Annotated in this window: 13 protein-coding genes and 1 pseudogene; 5 read left to right on the plus strand and 9 right to left on the minus strand. The window is 37.2% G+C overall.

The window, feature by feature from the left end:
• Positions 1–277 precede the first annotated feature (277 nt).
• On the plus strand, positions 278–1,831 hold the full coding sequence (locus ACN6MT_RS01685) for an ABC-F family ATP-binding cassette domain-containing protein (protein ID WP_419954566.1): 1,554 nt from the start codon (positions 278–280) through the stop codon (positions 1,829–1,831).
• Positions 1,832–1,889: 58 nt separating this feature from the next.
• Here ACN6MT_RS01685 and ACN6MT_RS01690 read toward each other — a convergent pair whose 3' ends face one another.
• A complete protein-coding gene (locus tag ACN6MT_RS01690) occupies positions 1,890–2,744 on the minus strand; it encodes a malate synthase (protein WP_419954567.1) in 855 nt (284 codons plus the stop codon).
• A 738-nt stretch (positions 2,745–3,482) separates the two neighbouring features.
• Between ACN6MT_RS01690 and ACN6MT_RS01695 the strand changes: the two genes are divergently transcribed.
• Positions 3,483–8,165: a beta-N-acetylglucosaminidase domain-containing protein gene (locus tag ACN6MT_RS01695; protein WP_419954568.1), complete on the plus strand. Its 4,683-nt coding sequence runs from the start codon at positions 3,483–3,485 to the stop codon at positions 8,163–8,165.
• Between the two features lie 162 nt (positions 8,166–8,327).
• Here the strand turns inward: ACN6MT_RS01695 and ACN6MT_RS01700 are convergent, their stop codons facing one another.
• The 7 genes from ACN6MT_RS01700 to ACN6MT_RS01730 all read right to left on the minus strand — a co-directional run bounded on the left by ACN6MT_RS01700 (position 8,328) and on the right by ACN6MT_RS01730 (position 19,221).
• Positions 8,328–10,715 carry an FIMAH domain-containing protein gene (locus ACN6MT_RS01700; RefSeq protein ID WP_419956361.1) on the minus strand — a complete coding sequence of 796 codons (2,388 nt, stop codon included), beginning with the start codon at positions 10,713–10,715 and terminating at the stop codon, positions 8,328–8,330.
• A 219-nt stretch (positions 10,716–10,934) separates the two neighbouring features.
• Positions 10,935–11,768 carry a carbohydrate ABC transporter permease gene (locus ACN6MT_RS01705; RefSeq protein ID WP_419954569.1) on the minus strand — a complete coding sequence of 278 codons (834 nt, stop codon included), beginning with the start codon at positions 11,766–11,768 and terminating at the stop codon, positions 10,935–10,937.
• Positions 11,765–12,646 (minus strand): carbohydrate ABC transporter permease, encoded by an 882-nt coding sequence (locus ACN6MT_RS01710; RefSeq protein WP_419954570.1) that lies wholly within the window; start codon positions 12,644–12,646, stop codon positions 11,765–11,767. Before ACN6MT_RS01710 ends, ACN6MT_RS01705 begins: the two co-directional genes overlap by 4 nt.
• 99 nt (positions 12,647–12,745) lie before the next feature.
• Positions 12,746–14,029: an ABC transporter substrate-binding protein gene (locus ACN6MT_RS01715; RefSeq protein ID WP_419954571.1), complete on the minus strand. Its 1,284-nt coding sequence runs from the start codon at positions 14,027–14,029 to the stop codon at positions 12,746–12,748.
• A gap of 241 nt (positions 14,030–14,270) precedes the next feature.
• The gene (locus tag ACN6MT_RS01720; protein ID WP_419954572.1) at positions 14,271–15,779 is read right to left on the minus strand and encodes a glycoside hydrolase family 31 protein; all 1,509 of its coding nucleotides are present in this window, start codon (positions 15,777–15,779) and stop codon (positions 14,271–14,273) included.
• Positions 15,780–15,868: 89 nt separating this feature from the next.
• On the minus strand, positions 15,869–17,434 hold the full coding sequence (locus ACN6MT_RS01725; protein WP_419954573.1) for a response regulator transcription factor: 1,566 nt from the start codon (positions 17,432–17,434) through the stop codon (positions 15,869–15,871).
• On the minus strand, positions 17,428–19,221 hold the full coding sequence (locus ACN6MT_RS01730) for a sensor histidine kinase (protein ID WP_419954574.1): 1,794 nt from the start codon (positions 19,219–19,221) through the stop codon (positions 17,428–17,430). Before ACN6MT_RS01730 ends, ACN6MT_RS01725 begins: the two co-directional genes overlap by 7 nt.
• 177 nt (positions 19,222–19,398) lie before the next feature.
• Between ACN6MT_RS01730 and pssA the strand changes: the two genes are divergently transcribed.
• Entirely contained in the window at positions 19,399–20,085 is a 687-nt protein-coding gene (gene pssA / locus ACN6MT_RS01735; protein ID WP_419954575.1) for a CDP-diacylglycerol--serine O-phosphatidyltransferase, read from the plus strand.
• Between the two features lie 53 nt (positions 20,086–20,138).
• Positions 20,139–20,612 (plus strand): DUF2062 domain-containing protein, encoded by a 474-nt coding sequence (locus ACN6MT_RS01740; protein ID WP_419954576.1) that lies wholly within the window; start codon positions 20,139–20,141, stop codon positions 20,610–20,612.
• Between the two features lie 423 nt (positions 20,613–21,035).
• Here the strand turns inward: ACN6MT_RS01740 and ACN6MT_RS01745 are convergent, their stop codons facing one another.
• Positions 21,036–21,365 carry a hypothetical protein gene (locus ACN6MT_RS01745; RefSeq protein ID WP_419954577.1) on the minus strand — a complete coding sequence of 110 codons (330 nt, stop codon included), beginning with the start codon at positions 21,363–21,365 and terminating at the stop codon, positions 21,036–21,038.
• 1,014 nt (positions 21,366–22,379) lie between these two features.
• Between ACN6MT_RS01745 and ACN6MT_RS01750 the strand changes: the two are divergent.
• Positions 22,380–22,559: pseudogene (locus ACN6MT_RS01750) on the plus strand (IS4 family transposase); the annotation flags it as partial.
• Positions 22,560–22,682: the final 123 nt, after the last annotated feature.

A 22,682-nucleotide genomic window follows, 5' to 3' on the forward strand; every position in this document is an offset into this window, starting at 1 on the left:
CGTATTCATTTGCATCATAAGCAACTTTACGGGTAAAGCATCTAAACTGTCAATTCCTTCTTCATCAATAATGAAAAAATGGTACCTTAGCCCCTGAGTTACCCGGCTTCTAAACCATGAACTCGATTTTTTAGATACCAACGAGATATTATATTTTGGGGCAGACTACAATTTAGTACATAATCGAATTACATTTTTTACAAAAAATTCAAGATAGAAAAAGCGGCCAAAATCTAGTATGATATCCACATGTGACAATAGATAAGGGGTTAAAAAAATGAGCGTATTAAACGTAAAAAATTTAAGCCACGGTTTCGGTGATCGTGCAATTTTTAATAATGTGTCTTTTCGACTTTTAAAAGGTGAGCACGTTGGACTAGTTGGGGCAAATGGTGAGGGTAAGTCTACTTTCATGAATATTGTTACTGGGAAGCTGCAGCCAGACGAGGGGAAGGTTGAGTGGTCACGAAAAGTTCGTGTTGGTTATTTAGATCAGCATGCTGTCCTTCAAAAAGGTACAACGATGCGTGACGCTTTGAGTACTGCTTTTCAATATCTTTTTGATGCTGAAGCAGAGATTAATGAACTTTATGCAAAAATGGGTGATGAAGGTGCTGATATCGATGCCTTACTTGCAGAAGTTGGAGAGCTGCAAGAAACGTTAGATAGTAATGATTTCTATCAAATTAATTCAAAAGTTGAGGAAGTTGCCCGCGGTCTAGGATTAGACGATGTTGGACTCGATCGGGATGTAGATGATCTTAGCGGCGGGCAGCGTACGAAGGTTTTGCTGGCTAAGCTTTTGTTAGAAAAGCCTGAAATCCTTTTACTAGACGAGCCAACGAACTATTTGGATGAACAGCATATCGAATGGTTGAAACGCTATTTACAGGAATATGAGAATGCATTTATTTTGATTTCACATGATATTCCATTCTTGAACAATGTTGTTAACTTGATTTATCATATGGAAAACCAAGAGTTGAATCGCTATGTTGGTGACTATGATAACTTCTTAAATATATATGAAATGAAGAAGCAGCAGCTAGAGTCTGCTTACAAGCGCCAACAACAAGAAATTGCTGATTTGAAAGATTTCGTTGCGCGTAACAAGGCAAGTGTTGCGACTCGTAATATGGCGATGTCTCGTCAGAAGAAGCTCGACAAAATGGAAGTTATTGAATTGGGCAAAGAAAAGCCGAAACCAGAGTTTAACTTCAAAGAAGCTCGTGCAGCTAGTCGTTATATCTTCACGGCTGAAGATCTTGTTATTGGTTACAACGAACCACTTTCTCGCCCGCTGAATTTGAAAATGGAACGCGGACAAAAAATCGCATTCGTGGGTGCAAACGGTATTGGTAAGTCTACTCTTTTAAAAAGTATTCTTGGGTTGATTGATCCGCTGGATGGTAAAGTGGAACGTGGTGAGTATCAACACATCGGTTACTTCGAGCAGGAAGTGAAACAGTCCAACTACAACACTTGTATTGAAGAGATTTGGAGCGAGTTCCCAAGTATGAATCAGGCTGAAGTCCGTGCTGCTCTTGCAAAATGTGGATTAACGACCAAACATATTGAAAGTAAAGTCGAAGTCCTTTCCGGTGGCGAAAAGGCAAAAGTTCGCTTGTGTAAAATTATTAACACACCAACAAACTTATTAATTCTAGACGAGCCTACCAATCACTTGGATGTGGACGCAAAAGAAGAATTGAAGCGAGCTTTAAAGGCATATCGCGGAAGTATCTTAATGGTATCCCACGAACCTGATTTCTATCGCGAAATTGCGACCGATATTTGGAATTGTGAGGATTGGACGACGAAAGTGTTTTAAATAAAGATTAAGGGGTACCCAATTCAATTTGGGTACCCCTTTTATTAATGGCTAACGATTAAATACGCAATAATGCACCATTAGGCTTTGGTAACTCTTGTTCTGTTATCTGATTCATTTTACAAAAGTGTTCAAAAAATTGTTGTGCCTGCTCTCGTTCCTTTGGTTCACTTTTCAACGAAACGATATCATGCAAAATTTGAGCCATCCACAGATTTTCAAAATAACGGTATTTCCCTGTATTCCATGTCATTTTATGGGGGAATTTTTCATTCACATAATATTTCCAGAAGAGCACCTGATCCGATTCTTGTTCTGTAAGTTGGAGTCTGTATTCTGAATGGGCAGGAATAAATCCATCTTCACAAAGCTTACCAATAAAATCTTCATTCACCATATAAACACCTAAGATACGCCTGTCTTTTTCAGGCTTATCGGAATCTATTGCTGTTAACAGGACAGCGCTATTTTGGTGCAAGCGGATGGGTTTGTTTGGCTTTCCCTGATTATTACCACTTTTTATTACACCTGAAAAAACTTTCCACTCTGAAAAAGAACGATTCTGTTCTTCTGTGTCACACCAAAAAACCATTTGTGATTCGGGATGAAGTTTATGATTTTTCATCAGTTTTTCATGTTCCAAGCGAAGTTCCTGTTTTTTTTGTTGAAGTTCTTTTTCCGCTTCCTTCTTCCACTCTTCCTCTTTTCGTTCCATTTCCTTCTTTTCTATAATTTTTTCGAGTGAATTCGCAACAATTTTATTATGTAATTTTAGGTGTTTTCCAAATACATCGGGGAAAACAAACTTTTTATTTTCCGAAGCGAAATTTATTTCAATACTAGAATCATTATGTTTAACTATACTACCCATGCCAAAACGCTCGTGTGTAACTTTCTCATTGATAAGATTCATTATTCTAGTCCTCCTTAGAATAAAAACTCGGTTAATTTTCGGTAATTAATAATTTCATTCAACTAACTTCCTTTAAAGCTCATACGAATGTCTGAATTTTCCTTAGATTTAAAATGGATATTAAAAAAACGTATCCATAATTCTATCTGCAAAAAATACAGCGGAATTTGGAATACGATTAAAAATGTTATTATAAAAATATAATAACATTTTTTTGATAATATTGCAAATTTCTTATTGACAATATATTTTATACTGAGGTAAAATAAAATTTTATTCTTTTCACTACCTTTTAATACATAAAATAAAGACCCTCAAATAGCAACTAAACTTCTCAATTTTTCAAGTCCGAGGCAAATGTTTGCACTAAGCGAGCAGGGCTGCACTGGCTATCAAGCTTGGCTGGCTCTGTTAACAGCATGTCCATTCCCGCTTCCAAGCTACCATCCCCTTTGAAGGAAATCTCCCCAAAAACTGAATAGTTCGAAAATTAATTGACTTACTTTTGTAAACGCTTTATAATCTTGTTAAATATGAGGTTTCATGTGACTGGTTCATACTGGGCATGGAAAGCAAAGCAAGGTCCCTCTTAGGGATTCTTGTATTTGTTTTCCATGCCCTTTTGCTGTTATGAAGTTTTTATTTAAGGAGGTGATCATTTTTCTAATCGCTTGGTTGTAATTAGTCTTGAGACTCAATACAAGAACGATTCATTTTTTTAGAAGGTAGGGGGAGTAATTGAAAAAAAGTATTTTGTTAAATTTAACGATTATATTTGCTGTGCTATTTAGTACCCTATGTGGATTTATGATGCCGGCATACGCTGCTACAGAAACAATGAAATATCAAATCTATCCAAATCCTCACGATATACACTATCATGGTGGGCAATTCCAATTAAGCAATTCTATCAATCTCGTATATGAGTCGAAAGTGGATTCCTATACGAAAAAACGAGTAGAAGAAGTATTGGCGGTTAAGGACATTCCATTTACCGTTTCAGAGGCAATGGTTGAAAATAAAACAAACTTTTTGGTTGGTATTTATCAGTCAAATGAATATGTCGATCAATACTTTGCAGAAAAACAATTAAGCGATGAAACAACTCTAGCAAAGCTTGATGCAAACATTGTTTCTATCCAGGATAATGTCATTGCTGTCCTCGGTAAAGATGTAGATTCTGCTTTTTATGGTGTGACCACTGTCAAACATATCTTCAAACAGATGTCGGATCGAACCATTCAAGAATTAACCATTAAAGATTATGCAGATGTTAAAGGACGGGGGTTCATTGAAGGATATTATGGGGAACCATGGTCCAATGAAGATCGTGCTGAATTAATGACCTTTGGCGGCGAGTTCAAAATGAATTCTTATATCTATGCGCCTAAGGATGACCCAAAACACAATGCCAAATGGAGAGAATTATATACAGAAGATGAACTAGTGAAAATTAGCAAACTTGCTGAAGCGGGCAATGCCAGTAAAACTAGATTTGTTTATACACTGCATACTTTTATGAATAATCCAATCCGCTTCAATACAGAGGAAAATTATCAAGCAGACTTAAATATTATTAAATCGAAATTTACGCAATTGATGGACGCGGGTGTTCGAAAGTTTGGTATTTTGGCGGATGACGCTGGAGTACCTGCACAAGGGCCCAAAACATATGTGAAACTGATGACAGATTTGACTAATTGGTTAATTGAGCAACAGGCAAATTATGAAGGTTTAGTGATTGACATGATCTTCGTTCCAAATGATTATATGGGATGGGGAACGAGTGCACAAATCCAGACATTAAGAGATTTGCCAAAGTCTGTTAGTAATGTCCAAACCGGTGGCAAGGTATGGGGAGAGGTTTCAAATAACTTCACTCAAACATTTACAAACAACGCCGGGAGAGCCCCATACTTATGGATTAACTGGCCTTGCACCGATAATTCGAAGCAGCACCTCATCATGGGCGGAAATGAAACATTCCTGCAGCCTGGTGTGAACCCTGCCAATATCGAGGGGATTGTGCTAAATCCAATGCAGCAATCAGAAGCTAGTAAATCAGCCATTTTTGCCAATGCCGATTATGCATGGAATATTTGGGATAATGTCGATCAGGCCAAGAAAAACTGGAATGATTCATTTGCTTACATGGACCATCTCAATATTAATGAAACTCCTGCTTCCATTGCACTCAGAGAACTGTCCAAGCATATGATCAATCAAAATATGGACTCTCGAGTTTCCAAATTGGAAGAATCAGTTGAATTAGCTCCTAAGTTAAATGAGTTTAAAGCTGCCCTAGGAAAAGAAAACATTACAAATAAAGCCCAAGCGTTAATCAAAGAATTCGAAGTGATTCGGGATGCCGCCCAAACCTATAAAGCCAACCCTGGTAATTCAAGAACAAGAGACCAGATTGTTTATTGGTTAGATAGTGCGATTGATACGGCCAATGCCGCTATTTCCTTACTACAGGCAGAGATTGCCCATGAACAAGGCGATAAGGCTGCTGTATGGGAAAACTACAGTCAAGGTCAAGCTTCCTATGATGCCTCAAAGAATCATCCGTTCCGCTACATTGATCATTATGAGTATGCCGAAGTAGGCGTACAGCACATCGTGCCATTTATCAAAACTCTATTAAATGATATATCCATTAAAGTCCAATCGATTGTAAATCCTGATAGTAACACAGCTAGAGTTATTACAAATCGGACAGATTCTCCTACTGGCAGCCTGGAAAATCTGTTGGATAACAATTTGGGTACTGAAGTGGTGTTTAAAAATCCTAACTCCATCTCTACCGGCACATATATTGGAGTTCTATATGAAAAAGCACTCACTATTCATACAGCAAGGTTTGAATTAGGTGCAATTGCAAATAGTAATGATACTTTTACTGCCAGTAAGGCACAATATACCGTTGACGGAGAAAATTGGATTGATATCGAAGGGGCTCAATATGGCCATGTCAGTAAAGTAGTGCTAGAGAATTTAAATCTTAAAGCTAGAGGGATCCGATTAATTGCAACGACAGATCGTCCTAATACATGGTTAGGTATTAAGGATATCGTTATCAACGAGACCTTAGCAGGAGACGAAACACCACAATACCAACTCATGGTTCCTTCCCACTTTAAAGTCTATCAAGGAAGCGCAGCTAATTTATTTGATGGCAATGACGTGACTCATATCTGGTACGACCCTTCAGGTACGATTAAGGATACCTCAGTTGCTGGTGATTATATTGGTGTTGATTTACAAAAGGTCTATGATTTAGGCAAAGTTTACTTTGCTGTTGGCCGGGATAATGGTGATAAGTGGACAGAGTACCAGTTGGAATACTCCACTGATAATGTGAATTATACCTTATACAAAAAATATACAGGCAAGCCCTCAGGGATGGATAAGGTAGAGGAAGACTTAACCGGCATTAAAGCAAGATACGTCCGCCTGAAAAACCTAAAAAATGTCCCTGTTTGGATCAAGTTTAGCGAAATTCGGGTCAATGTAGCAAAGTCGTCTTCTGAATATACGTATACGAATAACACTGATTATAAAAAGATTATTTCCCCGCATACACTAGAAAAAACAAGTTTAGCAGCGACAACAAATATCACACTGAAACCAAACGAGTATGTAGGTGTGAAATTGGAACGTATTAAAGAATTAGATAGCGTGACGGTACAGGCAACGAGTGAGAAATTAACCTTACAGGCCTCTATGAATGAGGTAGAATGGACCAGTCCAGTTGAAGGAACGATTGCCCGTTATGTACGATTACTCAACAACACCAATGAAGAGATTACTTTCGACCTGAATGAATTTAGCGTTTCATCCAAGGAAATCTATGGACCAAGTTTCGTCGGAACGGATATGGGCATCTCCTCTGCCTATGCAGCTAGTGATTCAAGAAATGCGGGCACCCTGTTAGCTCCTTTCGATAATAAGTTTGGTACGAAAGCTATTTTTACTGATTATCAGATAAAAGGAAAAGCGATCACTTACTCCATTGGTGAGCCTAGAATTTTCAACAGTTTACGCGTTTATAACGAAGAAAATAATATTAACTATATCCGCGACGCCAAAGTCCAGTTATCGATGGACAATGAAAATTGGACAGATGTGATTACGTTAGGTGATGGTGTGGATAATCTGGCAGGCGGTAAGGCTGATTACGCCGACATGATTGCAGATGGATACACCCATGATTCTGCCAATCCAGGAAACTATTATTATGGTAATGACCATATTGGCGGGATTCAGGCCAAATATATTAGAATTCTTTTTACAGCCAATTATCCATACAGATTTGCCCATATTAATGAATTCGTCATTAACGGCGGCGAATACGTTAGAACCGAAAACAATCCAACCTTTGTCGTAGATCCAATTGAAGAAGATGGGTTTGGTCCTTTGCGTCTATTGGATGGTCATTTGACAACAGCCTTTAAGCCAAATATGACGGGTAAAAGCAATGGATCACTTAACTACCGTCTCTCTGAAAAAACAGATGTATCAATCATTACCATTGTTCAAGGCTCAAATGCAATTTCAAACGCAGTCGTAAGTGCCAGGGTTGGTAAGGACGAATGGATTGAACTGGGTGTCCTGAATAAAAGTTTAAATACATTCTATAATCCACTCTATGATCGTATATTTGAAATCAAGTTGACTTGGGGAAATGTTCAACCAGTTATTTATGAGTTGAATACGTCTACCAATAAAGAATTGTTGCCAGACCGCTCCGGTTTAAAAGGATTATTATCCGAACAACTGGATGAATCTCTTTTTACAGAAGAGTCTTTTAGTATCTATAAAACAGCCTATGAAAAAGCAAAAGTAGTGTACAACAACAGCCAAGCCACTCAATCTGAAATAGATGCTGCAAGCAAGGATCTCGGTGCAGCCAAAGCACAACTAATCCTTTTTGTTGACCTTGGCAAAGAGCATTCTGCGAAAGTGTCAGTCACAAAAGAACAAGCCCAGCTTTCGAAGGATCTTGGAATTCCTCTAAAGGTAATGAATGATGAGGTTACTCTCTTGATCCCTTCGTCTATTATCTCTGAGAAAAGTTTTGAGCTGACTTTGGACCGTTTAAGAGATATCAACAAAGCGAAAAGCCCTGCCTATAACTTTACAATCCTGATTGATGGTAAGGAAATTCGCCAATTTGAGAAACCAATAACGTTAACCTTTACTCTTGATGGCAGGAAAGTGAAAGAGCCTAATAATTTGAAAGTATTTTATTTCAATGAGCAAGCAAAACAATGGGAACTGATACCAGGAGCAGTTAACAACGATGGCAAAGTCTCAGTGGAAACCAACCACTTTAGTACCTTTACAGTCTTAGAAACCGACGGGGAACAAGCCGAACCAGGCACACAAGTACCTAAGATGAATAAAGAGCAGGAGTAATGGCAGAAACATAAGTAAACATGTTAAAAGCAGTGTGAAGAGAAGTCATTTTCCTTCACACTGCTTTTCGTTTCTCCTTATCCATGGATAGGCTTCGCGTAGCGACTCGCACTTTTTTAACTTTTTTAAATACTAACTGACCACTTCATTTTGGTCAGAGATTTAGATTTCAATTAAGCTAAAGATTTTTTGTAGTTTTGTACGTACGTCTTCCTCTATATCCGTTTCTTTTGCTTTTTCAAAATGTTTGATCGCATCCTGTAAATGTTTTAAAGCTTGTTCTTGTCTGCCCATATCTCGATGATGAATCGCTGAACTTATAGATGTAGAAAGCTGCTTGCTTAATGAAGTTGTAATATTCCCCTCATTTGTGTGCTTTTCGATAAATTTCAGTGCTGATTCTAATTCTACTGCTGATGGTTTTTTAACTAGCTGTTGAATGGCTTCAGTCAATTCATGGAGGGCTGCGTCCACCTCTGTTTGCGTCGCAGCTTCATTCTCTATTACCTCTTTTGCCTTTGCTAGGGACACTTTTAACACCGACCAGCTTTCTTCCGTATAGGTAGTTTCGTCTTTCTGCTCTGTCTCCTCTACCACTTGTTTTAGAGAGGATTTATCAACCACTTCATCATATTGGAAGGCGATTTCGCGCATTGCCATTTTGTTGATCCATTTTAAACCAACATCCGTGAGGATAATTTTCACCTTTGTTGTCTCAATTGGAATAATATCAATTGTTTTTGTTTCACCAAGCTCGGTATTACCAGCAGAAGTCCATGGGATACTGTATTCCGTGCTGTTTAAATCCCAGCTATTCGTTTCTGCGTTCCAAGCTGCTACTTTGAATTTTCTTATCCCTTGGTCTTGACCATAGTTTGTTGAGAATGCAATGGATTGTAATTCCACATTCTTGTTAAAATCATACTGAATATTTACTTCTTTGTCCGTCGGCAAATAATTATGTTCAAAGATAAACTCACCACTATTGCTTTTAAGGTTCCCATCAAATAATTTTGCTAATTCCGTTTGGCTGTTTGCCTTACCTAAATTTTCACTTGCGTATGGTGGTGGAGGTGGTGCTGGGGTTACATCAATAACCAATGTCGGATTTTCAGCCCCATTTAAATCACTACTATTCGGAAGCACACCATTTTTCGTGATGGATTTCCCGCTATTTAATATTTGTAAATCCTCCACGGTAATTGGATCCCATTTTACAAATTCCTGTGTAACGACACCATCATTCCAATTCACATTTACATAGGATGGTGTATTTGGTAGATTAGGCTCTGTATATACCTCGCCCTCATGTCCCTCAACAGCTGATGTATACTTCTTTAGAGAAGCCTTTCCTTCTTGTACGGTTATCTTTGCATCCTCAATTTGCACTATTTCCAGCTCACTTGCAGATAATGCAGGCTGATTTTCAGGAAGCTTTTTATAAACCCTAACATAATCAATTTCAAATGAGTTTGGATATGGCATCCACTCCCAAGGCCCTGTCCATCCACCAGCACGCTTCTCATAGAGTGAGAATAATTGAATCATTGGATAATCAATGTTTACATTTTTACTGCCTACTTCTATTCCGTCCACATAGAATACTAGTCGATCTGGAAAAGCCCCTGAGCCAGTTCCCTCTTGCCAATCCATTCCATAAGTATGCCACTCATCATGGAAATTAGCTGTACTATTTCGATATGTCTGTCCCTCATCTTTAACGTTAAACGCATCTGGGTCATTCCAACCGTGATAAGCTCTTGGAACAGAAGTTGCGTCTCTTCCTAAAACTTCAAAAATATCAATTTCCGCAGAGTGATCCACGCTATCTTCGAATCCTGTTAACCACCAAGCTGCATGTCTGGATGATCCAGCCTGCCCCTTAGCTCGAATTTCATAAAACCCATATTGATTAATATGCGTTACCTCTGTATCAACTGGATTCCGTACCACGTTGTTACCATTCCAATTATGAAGAGCATTCCGGTTACCAGTAGTAAAACCGCTTACAACTGTTTGACCATCAAATTCCGGTGCCCATGGACGGGTATCTTCATGAATTTGCAACACCATCGCTCCATCTTTTATTTCATAAGTAGGCGATGCCAACTCAGGAATTCTTGTCCATGATGACAAATATTTATCCACCCAACGTTCCGGGTCTAATACGCCAGTCTCTTGGTTAAATTCATCATTAAAAATTAAACGATATCCTTCTTTTTCGATTGGACTTGGTGCTGTATGTTTTCCCCATTTTGCTGTAAGTACCATGTTTCCTTCAGGTTGAAATGGAAAGATTACCTCGTATTTAAGATTCGTTCCATAAAACCAGCCAAGGAAGTCATATCCCTCTTTTTCAAGTTTTGAAAATGGTACATTGCCTTCTACTAGTGGTTCTCCACCTGTAACTATTTTCGCTTCTTCCCCATTATTCGGATTAAATGTTACCTCATATTGTGTGGAAGCACCCTCCGCATAAGCATTTTTTGTAAAATTGCCAAAATTAAAAGTGGCAAAAAAAACAATTGTAATCAATACGATAATCTGCATTTTCTTCACTATCATCATCTCCTTTTTTTGTTGGACAGTTCACACTGTCCTTACATCTTTACTTGTGACAAGGGGCTAGCCTTCCTTGTCACACAAAGATTTACAACATGTTTGGCGGGCTAGCCTTCAGTGACACAAGGTACAATTATGATGAGAATCTGACAAAACCTGCCCCGTTGAACATATGGAGAATGAGACATAAGTCCTGTCTCATCCCTTTTATCCTTTAACGGAGCCGGCTACTACACCTTCAATGACTCGTTTTTGCATGAAGATGTAGAATACAACTAAAGGAAGTGTTGACATAACAAGCATTGGGAAGAAGGATGTCCAATTTGTGGAGAACGGACCAACATTCTTGTAAACTTCCTGTAGTAATACGGCCTTGTCCGGTGATTGTAAGAATAACAGCGGGGTTAAGAAATCATTCCAAATCGCCAGTGTATTCAAAATTACAACAGTTGCAATGATTGGTTTTAATAATGGGAAAATAATCAACCAAAAGCACCGGAAGGTCCCACAGCCATCCATATAGGCTGCCTCCTCCAATTCGATTGGAACGGTATGAATGAACCCACGCAATAAGAAAATCGTTAATGGTAGGTTAATACAAAATACACTGACCAAAATAACTCCAAGATGGGTATTCATTAAGTTCATTCCAGAAATAATCTGGTACAGTGGTACAATGGCAATTTGAAATGGAATAATCAACCCTATCAAAAAGATAGCGAACATAATGTGATAGATCTTCTTCGTACTCCTTGCGATTACATAAGCAGCCATCGAAGCAAAAAAGACGAGTAAAATAACAGATACACTTGTAATTATTATGTTATTTTTCATGGCCTGAAGATAATTCATCGCATCTAAGGCTTTCATATAATTAGAAAAATCAAGTGATGCAGGCAGACCTAATGGGCTCGCTGCTGCCTCATCCGGTGATTTGAACGTTGTGATTACCAAATAATAGATTGGCAGAAACATCACAAAACTAATTAAAACAAGGCCAACGATATAAGATATCTTTCCTAATAATCCTTTTTTACTCATGATAGCTTCCTTTCCCATTTGTTTAGGAATGTAATCACAATTCGTGATAAGATGAAGACCGCAATAAAGAATACGACGGCAAGCGCAGAAGCGTAAGCGTTCCTTCCACTATTGAAGCCTTCCCGAATAAGGGTCGTCATAATAGTCTCAGTCGCATATCCCGGGCCACCTTTTGTCATTGAGAATATGACATCGAACACCTTCATTCCACCAATCAGACTCATTAGTAAATTGAAGGAAACTGCTGGATACAATAAAGGCAATGTTACGGAGAAAAACGTTCGAATTTTACCTGCGCCATCAATTTCTGCAGCTTCGTATAAAGCAGTATCAATACTTTTTAAGTTTGCAATATAAATAACCATCGACCAACCTGCCCATTGCCATACCTGAGTTACTAGGACAGAATAGATCGCAATCTTTGAGTCACCCAGCCAGTTCACTGGATCTCCCCCAAAGAATTGAATAATATTATTTAAAAGTCCATAATCTGCAGAAGTCATAATGTATTGAAAGAGGAATCCAACGACTAAGATACTCAACACAGCAGGTAAGAACACTAAAGATTTTACAAAGTTAACTGCCGCCATTTTCTTATTCAAGTACACAGCCAATAGGATTGCAATGATGTTCTGGAAAATGGTGATAAGTACTGCATATTTTAAAGTAGTCTTAATCGCTGAAACGGTTTTGACATCTTCAAATAACATTTTATAGTTATCCAAACCCACAAATTTAATATCAGGATTATAGACTGACCAATTTGTAAGACTATAGAAAAAACTCATCGCAGTTGGGGCGATAAATAAAACAATAAATCCAATAAACGCCGGAAGAATCATTAACATAAAGACCCGTTCACGCTGCTTGTTATACATGATAGTCCTCCTATCCCTATTAACTCTCCCATTCGATAAAAATAAAATGGATAGAATCAAAGGAAAAGTGAACTCCTTTTCCTTTGATAATAAATTTGATTAGTTAAGGGTCTTTCTTAAATTATCATTTACCGAGTCTGCTTCTTTAAGTGCATTTTCAATTGTCTTAACGCCCGCAAGTACTTCTTGTAGAGACTTACCATACGCTTCTACGATTGGATTTCCGGAGGTCCATACTGCAGTCCAAGGAGCATATACATTACCTGCTTTGAATGCTGCCTCACTATCTGTATAAATCTCACCTAAGTCTACTTCAACACCTTCTAAGAAAGAGCTTCCTGCGTTATCCGCAACGAGTGCTTTTTGTGCTTCTTCTGTTGCTGTTAATTCAAGTACTTTTAATGCTTCTTCAATATGCTGTGATTTTGCGTTGATCGCTAATGCAGAACCAGGACCACCGATTAACCAACCGTCTCCTTCTGTTTTACCAGGGATTGGGAACATTCCTAATTCTATATCAGGATTTTTCTCTAAAATGGTTTCAACTGCCCATGGGCCACTTTCCCACATTGCTGCTTTACCTGTTGCAAATTGATCAAGCGCCTGGTCATAGCTTAGTCCTAGCATGTCTTCTGTAATAATTCCTTCGTCGATCACTCGTGCCCATTCTTCTACGTATGGAAGCCACTCTTCTGCAAGCTTTGCTTCTCCTGCGTTAAACTTCTCATCAAAATTCCTGTTAGCTTCATCTGAATAAAATTCATTATTAACGAGTCCAATACTTTGCTTCATCATTGGCTCCCATGATTGAGCTCCCATGATTTGTGGCTTCACACCATTTTTAGTTAATTGCTTACTAATTTCAATAAACTCATCCCATGTTTTAGGAACTTCAACATTATTTTCTTTAAAAATGGCTTTATTATAGAAAATACCTTCAAACCATGATTGTAATGGGCTTGCATAAACCTTACCATCTACCATATATGGTTTTAATCCTGATTCTACATACTTACTTGTAAACTCTTCATCTGTTAAATCCAATAGATAGTTCGCTTTTGCAAGTAGCTTTGCTTCGCCGCCAACCTCAATTAAATCTGGACCTTCACCAGCTTGCAGCTGTGAGTTTAGAACATTATTAAAATTATCAAGTGCTACAAATTCAAATTCAATTTCAACATTTGGCAGCTTCTCATCTAGATATTTTAAATAAGTTGCTCTTGTTGATTCTGGATTATATCCCATCATACGTAGTGTAACGACATCATTGCCATTTTCTTTTTCTTTATCAGCCCCATTACTTGTATCGCTTCCACAGCCAGCAAGAATAGTAGCCAATAGAATAAGAACAGATAAAAATAGAGTAACCGTTTTCTTTTTCATAAAATGAATCTTCCTTTCTATTTAATATAAGCCAATTGTATATGAATGCGTTTTCCCGCTAAATAAACAATATTACCATCTTTATATAACAAAAATACGATTTTAAGAAAGCAACACATTTTCACTATTATTTAATAACTGAACTATCCCTCCTGGCATTGGCCTCAATAAAAAAGGATTCAGAATCTAGTAGATTCCGAATCCTTTTTATATCATATTATACTGTTTTTATAGTAATTTTTTATTGCTTAATTAGGACGATGGGTTGTCCTGGTTGGCTAGTGAAAAACTTATTTCCCCCGGTACTTTCGATAATATCGTTTTCATAGTGCCAAATTCCCTTTGGAAGGTATACACCTCTTCCTGTTTTCCCCTTTTCAGTAACAGGAGCTACTAAAATAGTCGATCCTAGCATAAACTGGTCAGTAATCCGCTCCACAGGCTCATTTGGAAATTCATAGATCATATAACGAATGATTGGCTCTCCTGTTCGTTGGGCATTCTGAACCAAATACTCTATAACTTGTATGAACTTTCCCCTGATTTGAATACTGTTAAGAATCGATTGAAAATTAGTAGTATCCAGTACTCGAAAAGGAGCAGCAGAAAATTGCATTGCAGGCATGAGACACGCAATTTCACTGTGTCGAACAAATAGCTCCTGATCAAGTGAGCCATCTTCAATCTCTTGGAAATTAAGATACTCGCCTCCACCAATCATATCAGGGCTGCAGAATGGATGACCGGTTATCCCTTGTAATAGACTATTCGGTACAAGTGCATTAATACCGGTATTCCCCCAAGCGTGTTCTTTATCACATAGACGTTGAAGTAAAGCCATACCACCGGCTTTAGATGTTACACGGAATTCGTTAAAGGCATATTGTTCTCCGAATTTCGCCCATAGCATGGACTGCTCATCTGGTGAGACATTTCCAAAGGTCACAAGATCCTCACTGTAATGAGTGCTGTCTCCCCCATCAAACTTAAATCCCGCTACACCTAACTCGCACAATTGATCCAACTTCTCCCTTAACCACACGTTTGTTGCTGGGTTGGACATATCCAGCACAGCAGAGAATCCATTCCACCATTCTGTGATATAAGGCTTACCATCTTTTGTTTTAATTAACAAACCCTTATCCCGCAGTTCCCGGTACTGAACCGTATCGGGAGTAACATATGGAGCGACCCAAAGCATTACATGGAAGCCTTTGTCATATAGCTGTCGAATCATTTCTTTCGGATTTGGAAATTTTCCTTTACTAAAAACCCAATGGCCGTAATAATCGGACCAACCATCATCAATCATCAAGACTCCAGGCGGCATACCATTGTTTAAAATTTGGTTTGCATACGCCATGATATCCCTTTCATTTTGATAAAAGGTCAGTTCAATCCAGCTATTATAAATCGGTTGACGGAAAAGTTCCATACTGAGCTTTCTCTCCTGAAAAGGAAAGTATTTTTTCATCGCATGAAGGTAAGCGCCTTTAAGATCCTGATATCCTGCACCCACGACAACTTCCTCCGGCACTTCAATGATTCCGTTTTCAAATCGAATCACAAAACCATGATTACTCCAAAGATAGCGCCCTTTTGATGACAGAAATAATGGCATTGCTTGATTTGGAGTCTGATTGACTCGTAAATCAAGTGTACACATAGCCTCCTTGCCAATTGGCTGATTGACACCCTCATGAACATAACCGCCAAACCAAAATTCCTGCTCCAGCATTTCAATCCTCATTTCCTTCACTCCTTATATCTAGTTTTTTAAAGAATAAAGAAAACAGTGCCATAAGGAAAGCAAAGAAATTATGCATTTCTAAAACTTTATTACTTTTTCACTCTCCGATATTCATTAGGTGTCATAGATTCAGATTTTTTAAAGAGCATTGAAAAGTAACTAGGATTCTCATATCCTACCTGGAAGGAAATTTCATAACTCTTCATATCTGTCTCGATTAGAAGCTGCTTCGCCTTCTCTAATCTAAGCTCCGTCAGATAGTTCCATAACGTAATCCCTACTTCCCGTTTAAATAAATAACTAAAATAATTTTTACTAACGGCAATTTGATTACAAATCTCTTCAAGTGTAATATTTCGATTATAATTTTTTCGGATGATTTCAATCGCCTCTGTCACAAGATGACTATATGTCTTCTTCTCGTCTTGCCCATGTTTTAGCGTTTCTATCAGTGCATTCAACATAAATTCCTTAAGTCTTCTCACATTAGTGAGTTCTAGAAGACTTTCATACGAAACGTTTAATAGATCGTTCATCGTTTCATTTTTATCATGACTTTGAAGAATCAAACTCTTGAGCTTCATGATAATTTGAAAACAAATCTCATAGATTTGGTGTAATTCCAGTGGATTGATATTTTTAGATAAATAGAAGATTTCATTAATGATTTTCTCTGCCCTTCCCAAATCCTTCTCTACCAGGGTCTCTTCTATTTCCTTAACCAAATCGATACCTTTAATTTGTGTGAAGTCTTCTTCCTTGCAATTATAGCCAAATCCTAAAATGTCCTCTGCATCTACATAAAAATTATAGCGACAAAGGAGTTTCGTTCGTTTGTATTCAAAAGGTAACGGATTGATCCCATGAATGACGTCACTAAAACAGGCCATTACATTCAGATTAAAATGGGTGTGCAAAGCTTGTATCATTTCCTGTGAAAGAGCAATCCGTGTGTCTGGAGCAATGTTTGAAAGCAAGATCACCCAGGAATCCTCTACATATTCAAATAAAACATGCTCATATTCCTTCAAAATTACTTCCAGAATGTGATTGATATAGCTCATTTGTAAAAACTCAATTTGATGCATGTTCACATATTCATCAATAGTACGATGATTTAATTGAAGGATTAGTAGATAATAATTGTCAAAATGAAACGAAAAGTGCTCTTGCACCTTTTGAATCCTTTGGATATCCTTCCCCGTTCTCATAAAGCTGTGGAGCTCCATTTTCTTTATTTGAAACTCACTTTTCTCCAGCATATGTTCTTTTTCCTTTTCACCCCGGATTTTATCAGTAGCTTTCTTCAGTGCATCATCAAGCTCCAGTTCATCAATTGGCTTTAAAATATAGTCTGTACACCCTAACTTCATCGCTTTTTGGATATAAGAAAAGTCACTATAGGCACTAACTAAAATGAATTCAGTCTGACGGTTTAAAGTCTTTGCCTTTTTTATAAATTCAATACCCGTCATATTAGGCATATTTATATCTGTAATAACAATATGGGGCTCATATTTCAGTAGTGCTTCATAAGCCTCCACCCCATCCTGCGCGTAGCCCACCAGTTCCAGATTAAACTTTTCCCAATCTATTAAACTCTGCAGCATGCGAATTGTCAGCATTTCATCATCTACTAATAGTACTTTTAGCATGAATCCCCCTCGATTCTCATTGGAATTGTGATAATTACACTTGTACCACCGTGTTTTTTGGAGAAAATACGCAATCCATATTCCTCTCCATACTCACTTTTAATCCGTTTATCTACGTTTAATAGTCCAATGCTTTTTTCAGCTATATATGAATCTCTGTATTTTAAATCCTCATGTAGTTGTTGGACCTGTTCTGCCTCCATGCCATCCCCGTTGTCAGTAATCATAATCGCAAGGTCTACTTCCTCCCTTTCAACGGTAATGTGCAGCAGTCCACTCGCTTTGTTTCTGAATCCGTGTTCAATTGCATTTTCTACTATTGGCTGGATAATCAGCTTAGGCACCATTACACACTCTAATGCTGGATTGCACATAATAGAATAAAAGATTTTATCATCAAAACGGATGTTTTGTATTGAAATATATTGTTCAATATAGCTTAACTCCGTCTTAATTTCTACTTTCTCATAAGGCTGGTAAACCGAATAGGTCAGCATTCTTCCTAATAATGTACTTAGTCTTGAAATTTTCTCCAAATTCCCATCTACTGTGTAAGCCTTAATCGATTGTAAAACATTATTTAAAAAGTGGGGATTAATTTGATGTTGAAGAACCCGCATTTGCTCTTTTGCAAGCTTTTTCTGCTCTAGTAACACCTCATCTGACAGCGCTAACATATTGTGAATCATATATTCTGCTGTTTTCGAAAGCTTTTGGATTTCTTCACTGCTGTTTTCTTCAAATGTAACTGAATAGTCACCATCCGCAATCCGATTAAACTTTCCGATTAACAGATTTACAGGGTTCAGGATGGTTTTTGAAATTAATCCAGATACGATAGCGATTATAATCCCCGATAAAAAAAGAAGGGTAACAAGAAAGAGTAGTGCTGTAACTTTAAAGTCATATATGCTTTTCAGACTTTTGATGCCCACCACGTTCCAACCTGTAATGCTAGAGGTCTTCATAACGACTAATTGGTCATAGTCGTTCCAATTCTCCCCCTCTATAAAAAAATATTCTTCACCATCTTCGATTTTCTCCTTGATGAGAGCAATCTGCCTATCTGAAATATCCACCAATTCCGGTAAATACAGCCACTCCGTCTGGTTATAGACTGCCAATTCGACATCATTGTCCCCCATATTTTTGAGCAAAATTGAGGACAGATCCACATCACTGATCAGGTATGAACTCTCAGCCGGTTTATAAGAAGCCGTATTTTGTATCGGCGTCACCATTGATATCGTTTTTTCACTCTTACTACTTAAGAGATAGTCCGTATTGTGAAAATCCGTAAAATAACTATTACTAAAAGCAATGTTTTTTTGAAAATGACGATACCATTCCTGATCTCCAAAATCATACTTTTCCTTCATATTTCCTTTATATGAATAAATCCCCTCATCATTACTTCCAACGATGACAGCGTTTCGGATATAGGGCATTAATTTTAACTGCTGTAATGTATCATGCACATTTCGCTGGTTGTGCAGTTCAATCGAATAGTCTATCTCATCTGTTTGATTTCGATAGTCTACCGCCGCACGGACATCCGGGTCACTCGCAATCACATGTGCTAAGCTTTGCAATCTCGCAAAATTACTATCCAACAATTCAAGATTAGACTCTACCATACTCTTCAGATTCTGGTAGCTATGCTCCTGAAAGTTTTGATTCACAAACTGCATCATTGTAAAACCAACAAGTAAAATAACCGTAAAAAAAATCAACGAGAAAAAAACAATCATCTTATTCTGCAATGTATTTTTTATTTGTAATTTCATTTTCACTAAATCTCCACTTCCGAAACATCCTCAAACTTTATTCTAACACAGGATCATGAGCTCTCCTCGACACCACCTTATGTTAGGTGGTAAAATTAAACAATTAGAGATGAATGATCAAAATTGAGCAATGCAAACTGTTTAGTACTTATAAATATAATTAGTAGGTGATTGAATTTGCGTTTTTCAAAAAGTATCCCAAATATGCTAACCTTAGGTAATTTGTATTGTGGTTTTCTTTCAATCGGATTTGCAGCAAATAGTCATTTTAAAAACGCAGCGATTTTGATCATCATTGGGATGATGCTGGACAGTATGGACGGCAGGTTAGCTAGAATTTTAAAAGCTGACAGTTCTTTAGGAAAGGAGTTAGATTCATTAGCAGACATTGTTACTTTCGGTGTCGCTCCATCTTTTCTAATATATTACACTTATTTTTATCAATTTGGATTACTCGGATTAGCTGTTGCTGGATTGTTCCCGTTGTTCGGTGCTTTTCGATTAGCAAGATTTAATATAAGCACCAATAAATCATCTCAACATTATTTTATTGGAGTTCCAATCACTGCAGCTGGGGGTATTTTAGCATTACTAACTTTGTTTGGTAATCTTATTCCGAATATTGTTACAACCGTTATCTTTACAGCGCTTTGTTTTTTAATGGTTAGTAAGATTAGAATACCAAGTTTAAAGGATGTACCATTACCCAAGTATGGCACCATTGTTACTATTTTTTTAGGATGTTTATTATTTCTAATCTATAAAGGAACATACGGAAGGTTTCCTTATCTGATATATATTGCAGCACCTACTTATATCATTTATTTATTTTATCAATTAGTAAAAAGGATGAAAAATAGTTAATCATTAACTCTTTTAAGGGATCGTGTTTTGGTACCGAGAAGGGATGTAAACAGATGAAAGTAACACGAAGAATTAAGTATAATATCATCCGTCTATTTCGCCTAAAATCAAGTCCTCATCAAGTAGCACTGGGTTTTACTGTCGGTTTTATGCCAAACTGGATTCCTACGTTCGCGCTAGGTCCAGTCCTATCGGTTGCTTTAGCAAAACTTGTTAGAGCGAATACCGTTTCTGCCATTGTGGGGGGTGTCATAGGAACTCCTATTTGGCCGCTACTTTTCCTATTAAATTATAAGGTTGGAAGCTTACTATTGGATCAGAAAACTAAGGTTGATGAACTGGGAAAAGTTGATTATATTGATGCCATTCAACATACATTTGAAGGAATAGATGGATCCCCTTCCGTTGGAATCTCATTTCTAACAGGCGCAGCAATTAATATCCTACTCTCATCAATCCTCATTTACTTTATTGTGTATTTCCTATTTAAGATGTACCGGGTGAGGATCCTAAATAAAATTAGATAAAATTAATAATTAGGGTAAGGTTGGAACTCCCATAGGTGCCAGCCAGTAAATAACAATAAAAATAGCATGTGAAATCTAATACGATTCACATGCTATTTTTTATTATATAATATTTTGTATATTTTCTAATTAGAGTAGCAGGAATCGTATCCGCTATTCCTGCTATTCAAGTTAAGCAATCGCTACCACAGTAATCTGTATCTAAAATGGTTGTAGAACAGCCAGTATCAAGCAGTACGTTAGTAGAATAACTTATTCTTTTTAATATTGATCTTTGAAAAAGGAAGTTGTTATGGAGAGTTTAGTTATGGTGTATTAGGAGGCTTATGGGGAATTCATGAAATTGCTAAGAGAGAAAAAAATATAGTAGTCATCGGGATAAGCTTTGACGTGGTATTATTCTGTGTAGTGTCATACAACTCATTAGCCAAAATACACTTTTACACTGTTTTCTTTTTGTGCTGTTGCTAAGCAGTTAAGTATAAATTTTAGGATTTGTTTTTGATCGATCCCTAATAGATCAATATTTGCCAGGGGATCACGAGTGCGAAAAAACTCCTTGTAAGCTTTCAATGCCTTTTCAATTTGTTCTTTTGAGAAGGTAGTGCTCCTGCCTGACCCACTAACTCCTGAGTAAAAATCAAAAGCATCTAATAACCTGTACAGGATGGTTGCATTATGATTCCCCATGCTAAAACGCGCATAAGCAATTTCTTTTCCTGCTTGATTGTATCCTGAAATATCGTGACCCATTTTAATAATCCTCCTTAAAATTTAGATTTTTGCACAAACCAATATCGGTACCTCTAGCAGGTGCAATAAATAATACGGTTCCTTTTTTAAAACTTAGATGTTACTGGCAACATCCCCAATGATTCAATTATTAAATTTTCTTCAGTATTTTAGCAGGAAGTTATTATTAGACTAGTATTGGATTTAAAATGATGAGAATTGGATGGGGAAAATCGCGGATTTCGTAGAAAGGAATCTTACCATAAAAATGATTATATTTATAGCACCTTGGTATATTTTTTACCTCCCTTCCGGTAAAATTATAACACACTATATTTTCATATTAATTTTTCTTTAGTAAGCGTTTTCTACAATTATGTGAACACACCGTGACTGGTTAAACATTCGGTTAGTTGGAGTTGAATGGTATTTTATAAAAAAGGCAGATATTATAGATGTTTTCTATATCATCTGCTTTTCTATTAGACCAACGCCAACCACGAGACAGTTTCTCATGTGTCGTGTGAATGTGGCAACACATGGGAGGCTGGTGAAGTTTACAAGCTTAATGGTTCTACTGCCAACCAATGAAATTTAATGGCCCTCACCCTTTATTACTAATCATCTTCTTGACAATTTTCACTCTACCAATCAGGAACAAATACTATATTAATAGGCTGTACAACTTTTTTAATTAAACGTTTAGTTAATACCGAATCCACTAATCAAACGTTTGATTAGTGGGATGATATTCCCTTTGGTTATAGGGGTTTTTGCTTATTTTCAGGAGAGTAAATTGTCACCTACAAGTTATGACTTGTGGTAATAATCTTTAAAAATCGACAATAGAAACTAGCAAAATACACGTCCTGACAAACGTCTACAGCAAGTACCACCAATTAAACGTTTAATAAAAAGTACTGTGAGCCCCTTTGAAAAGCGAACTTTTACCTGTTTTTTTACCATTTATAAAAAGGAAATAATCGGTATTTATTTAGTTATTCTTGAACCTTTTTAATTCACTAGTGTTGCATTAAACTTCAAAAAGGGATTGACCTTGATTCTATCAGTAATTCTCAGCTGTCACGGCGATTAAACCGAATGAATCCAGATTTATTCCAAGCGCTCTTCCTTGATTTAGTCGCACAAATTCATGCCAAAACACACTATACAAAACTTGTCATGCCGTTAAAAATTATTGATTCTAGCACCTTGCAACCGTTGTTTATTTAATAAAAATCAATACGATTAATAACCAATTAGTAACTAAGAAACCCACTCCAATAATTGCAATAGCAGTTCTAATCCAAACTAAAACTTTCATTTGCTAAATGAAGC

The organism is Neobacillus niacini, assembly GCF_048572935.1.
Taxonomy (GTDB): Bacteria; Bacillota; Bacilli; order Bacillales; family Cytobacillaceae; genus Neobacillus; species Neobacillus niacini.

Bases quoted from the DNA above. Each gene is read 5' to 3' on its own strand.
- ACN6MT_RS01685 (WP_419954566.1), top strand. From the start codon at position 278: ATGAGCGTATTAAACGTAAAAAATTTAAGCCACGGTTTCGGTGATCGT.
- ACN6MT_RS01690 (WP_419954567.1), bottom strand. From the start codon at position 2,744: ATGAATCTTATCAATGAGAAAGTTACACACGAGCGTTTTGGCATGGGT.
- ACN6MT_RS01700 (WP_419956361.1), bottom strand. From the start codon at position 10,715: ATGCAGATTATCGTATTGATTACAATTGTTTTTTTTGCCACTTTTAAT.
- ACN6MT_RS01705 (WP_419954569.1), bottom strand. From the start codon at position 11,768: ATGAGTAAAAAAGGATTATTAGGAAAGATATCTTATATCGTTGGCCTT.
- ACN6MT_RS01710 (WP_419954570.1), bottom strand. From the start codon at position 12,646: ATGTATAACAAGCAGCGTGAACGGGTCTTTATGTTAATGATTCTTCCG.
- ACN6MT_RS01715 (WP_419954571.1), bottom strand. From the start codon at position 14,029: ATGAAAAAGAAAACGGTTACTCTATTTTTATCTGTTCTTATTCTATTG.
- ACN6MT_RS01720 (WP_419954572.1), bottom strand. From the start codon at position 15,779: ATGAGGATTGAAATGCTGGAGCAGGAATTTTGGTTTGGCGGTTATGTT.
- ACN6MT_RS01725 (WP_419954573.1), bottom strand. From the start codon at position 17,434: ATGCTAAAAGTACTATTAGTAGATGATGAAATGCTGACAATTCGCATG.
- ACN6MT_RS01730 (WP_419954574.1), bottom strand. From the start codon at position 19,221: ATGAAATTACAAATAAAAAATACATTGCAGAATAAGATGATTGTTTTT.
- ACN6MT_RS01740 (WP_419954576.1), top strand. From the start codon at position 20,139: ATGAAAGTAACACGAAGAATTAAGTATAATATCATCCGTCTATTTCGC.
- ACN6MT_RS01745 (WP_419954577.1), bottom strand. From the start codon at position 21,365: ATGGGTCACGATATTTCAGGATACAATCAAGCAGGAAAAGAAATTGCT.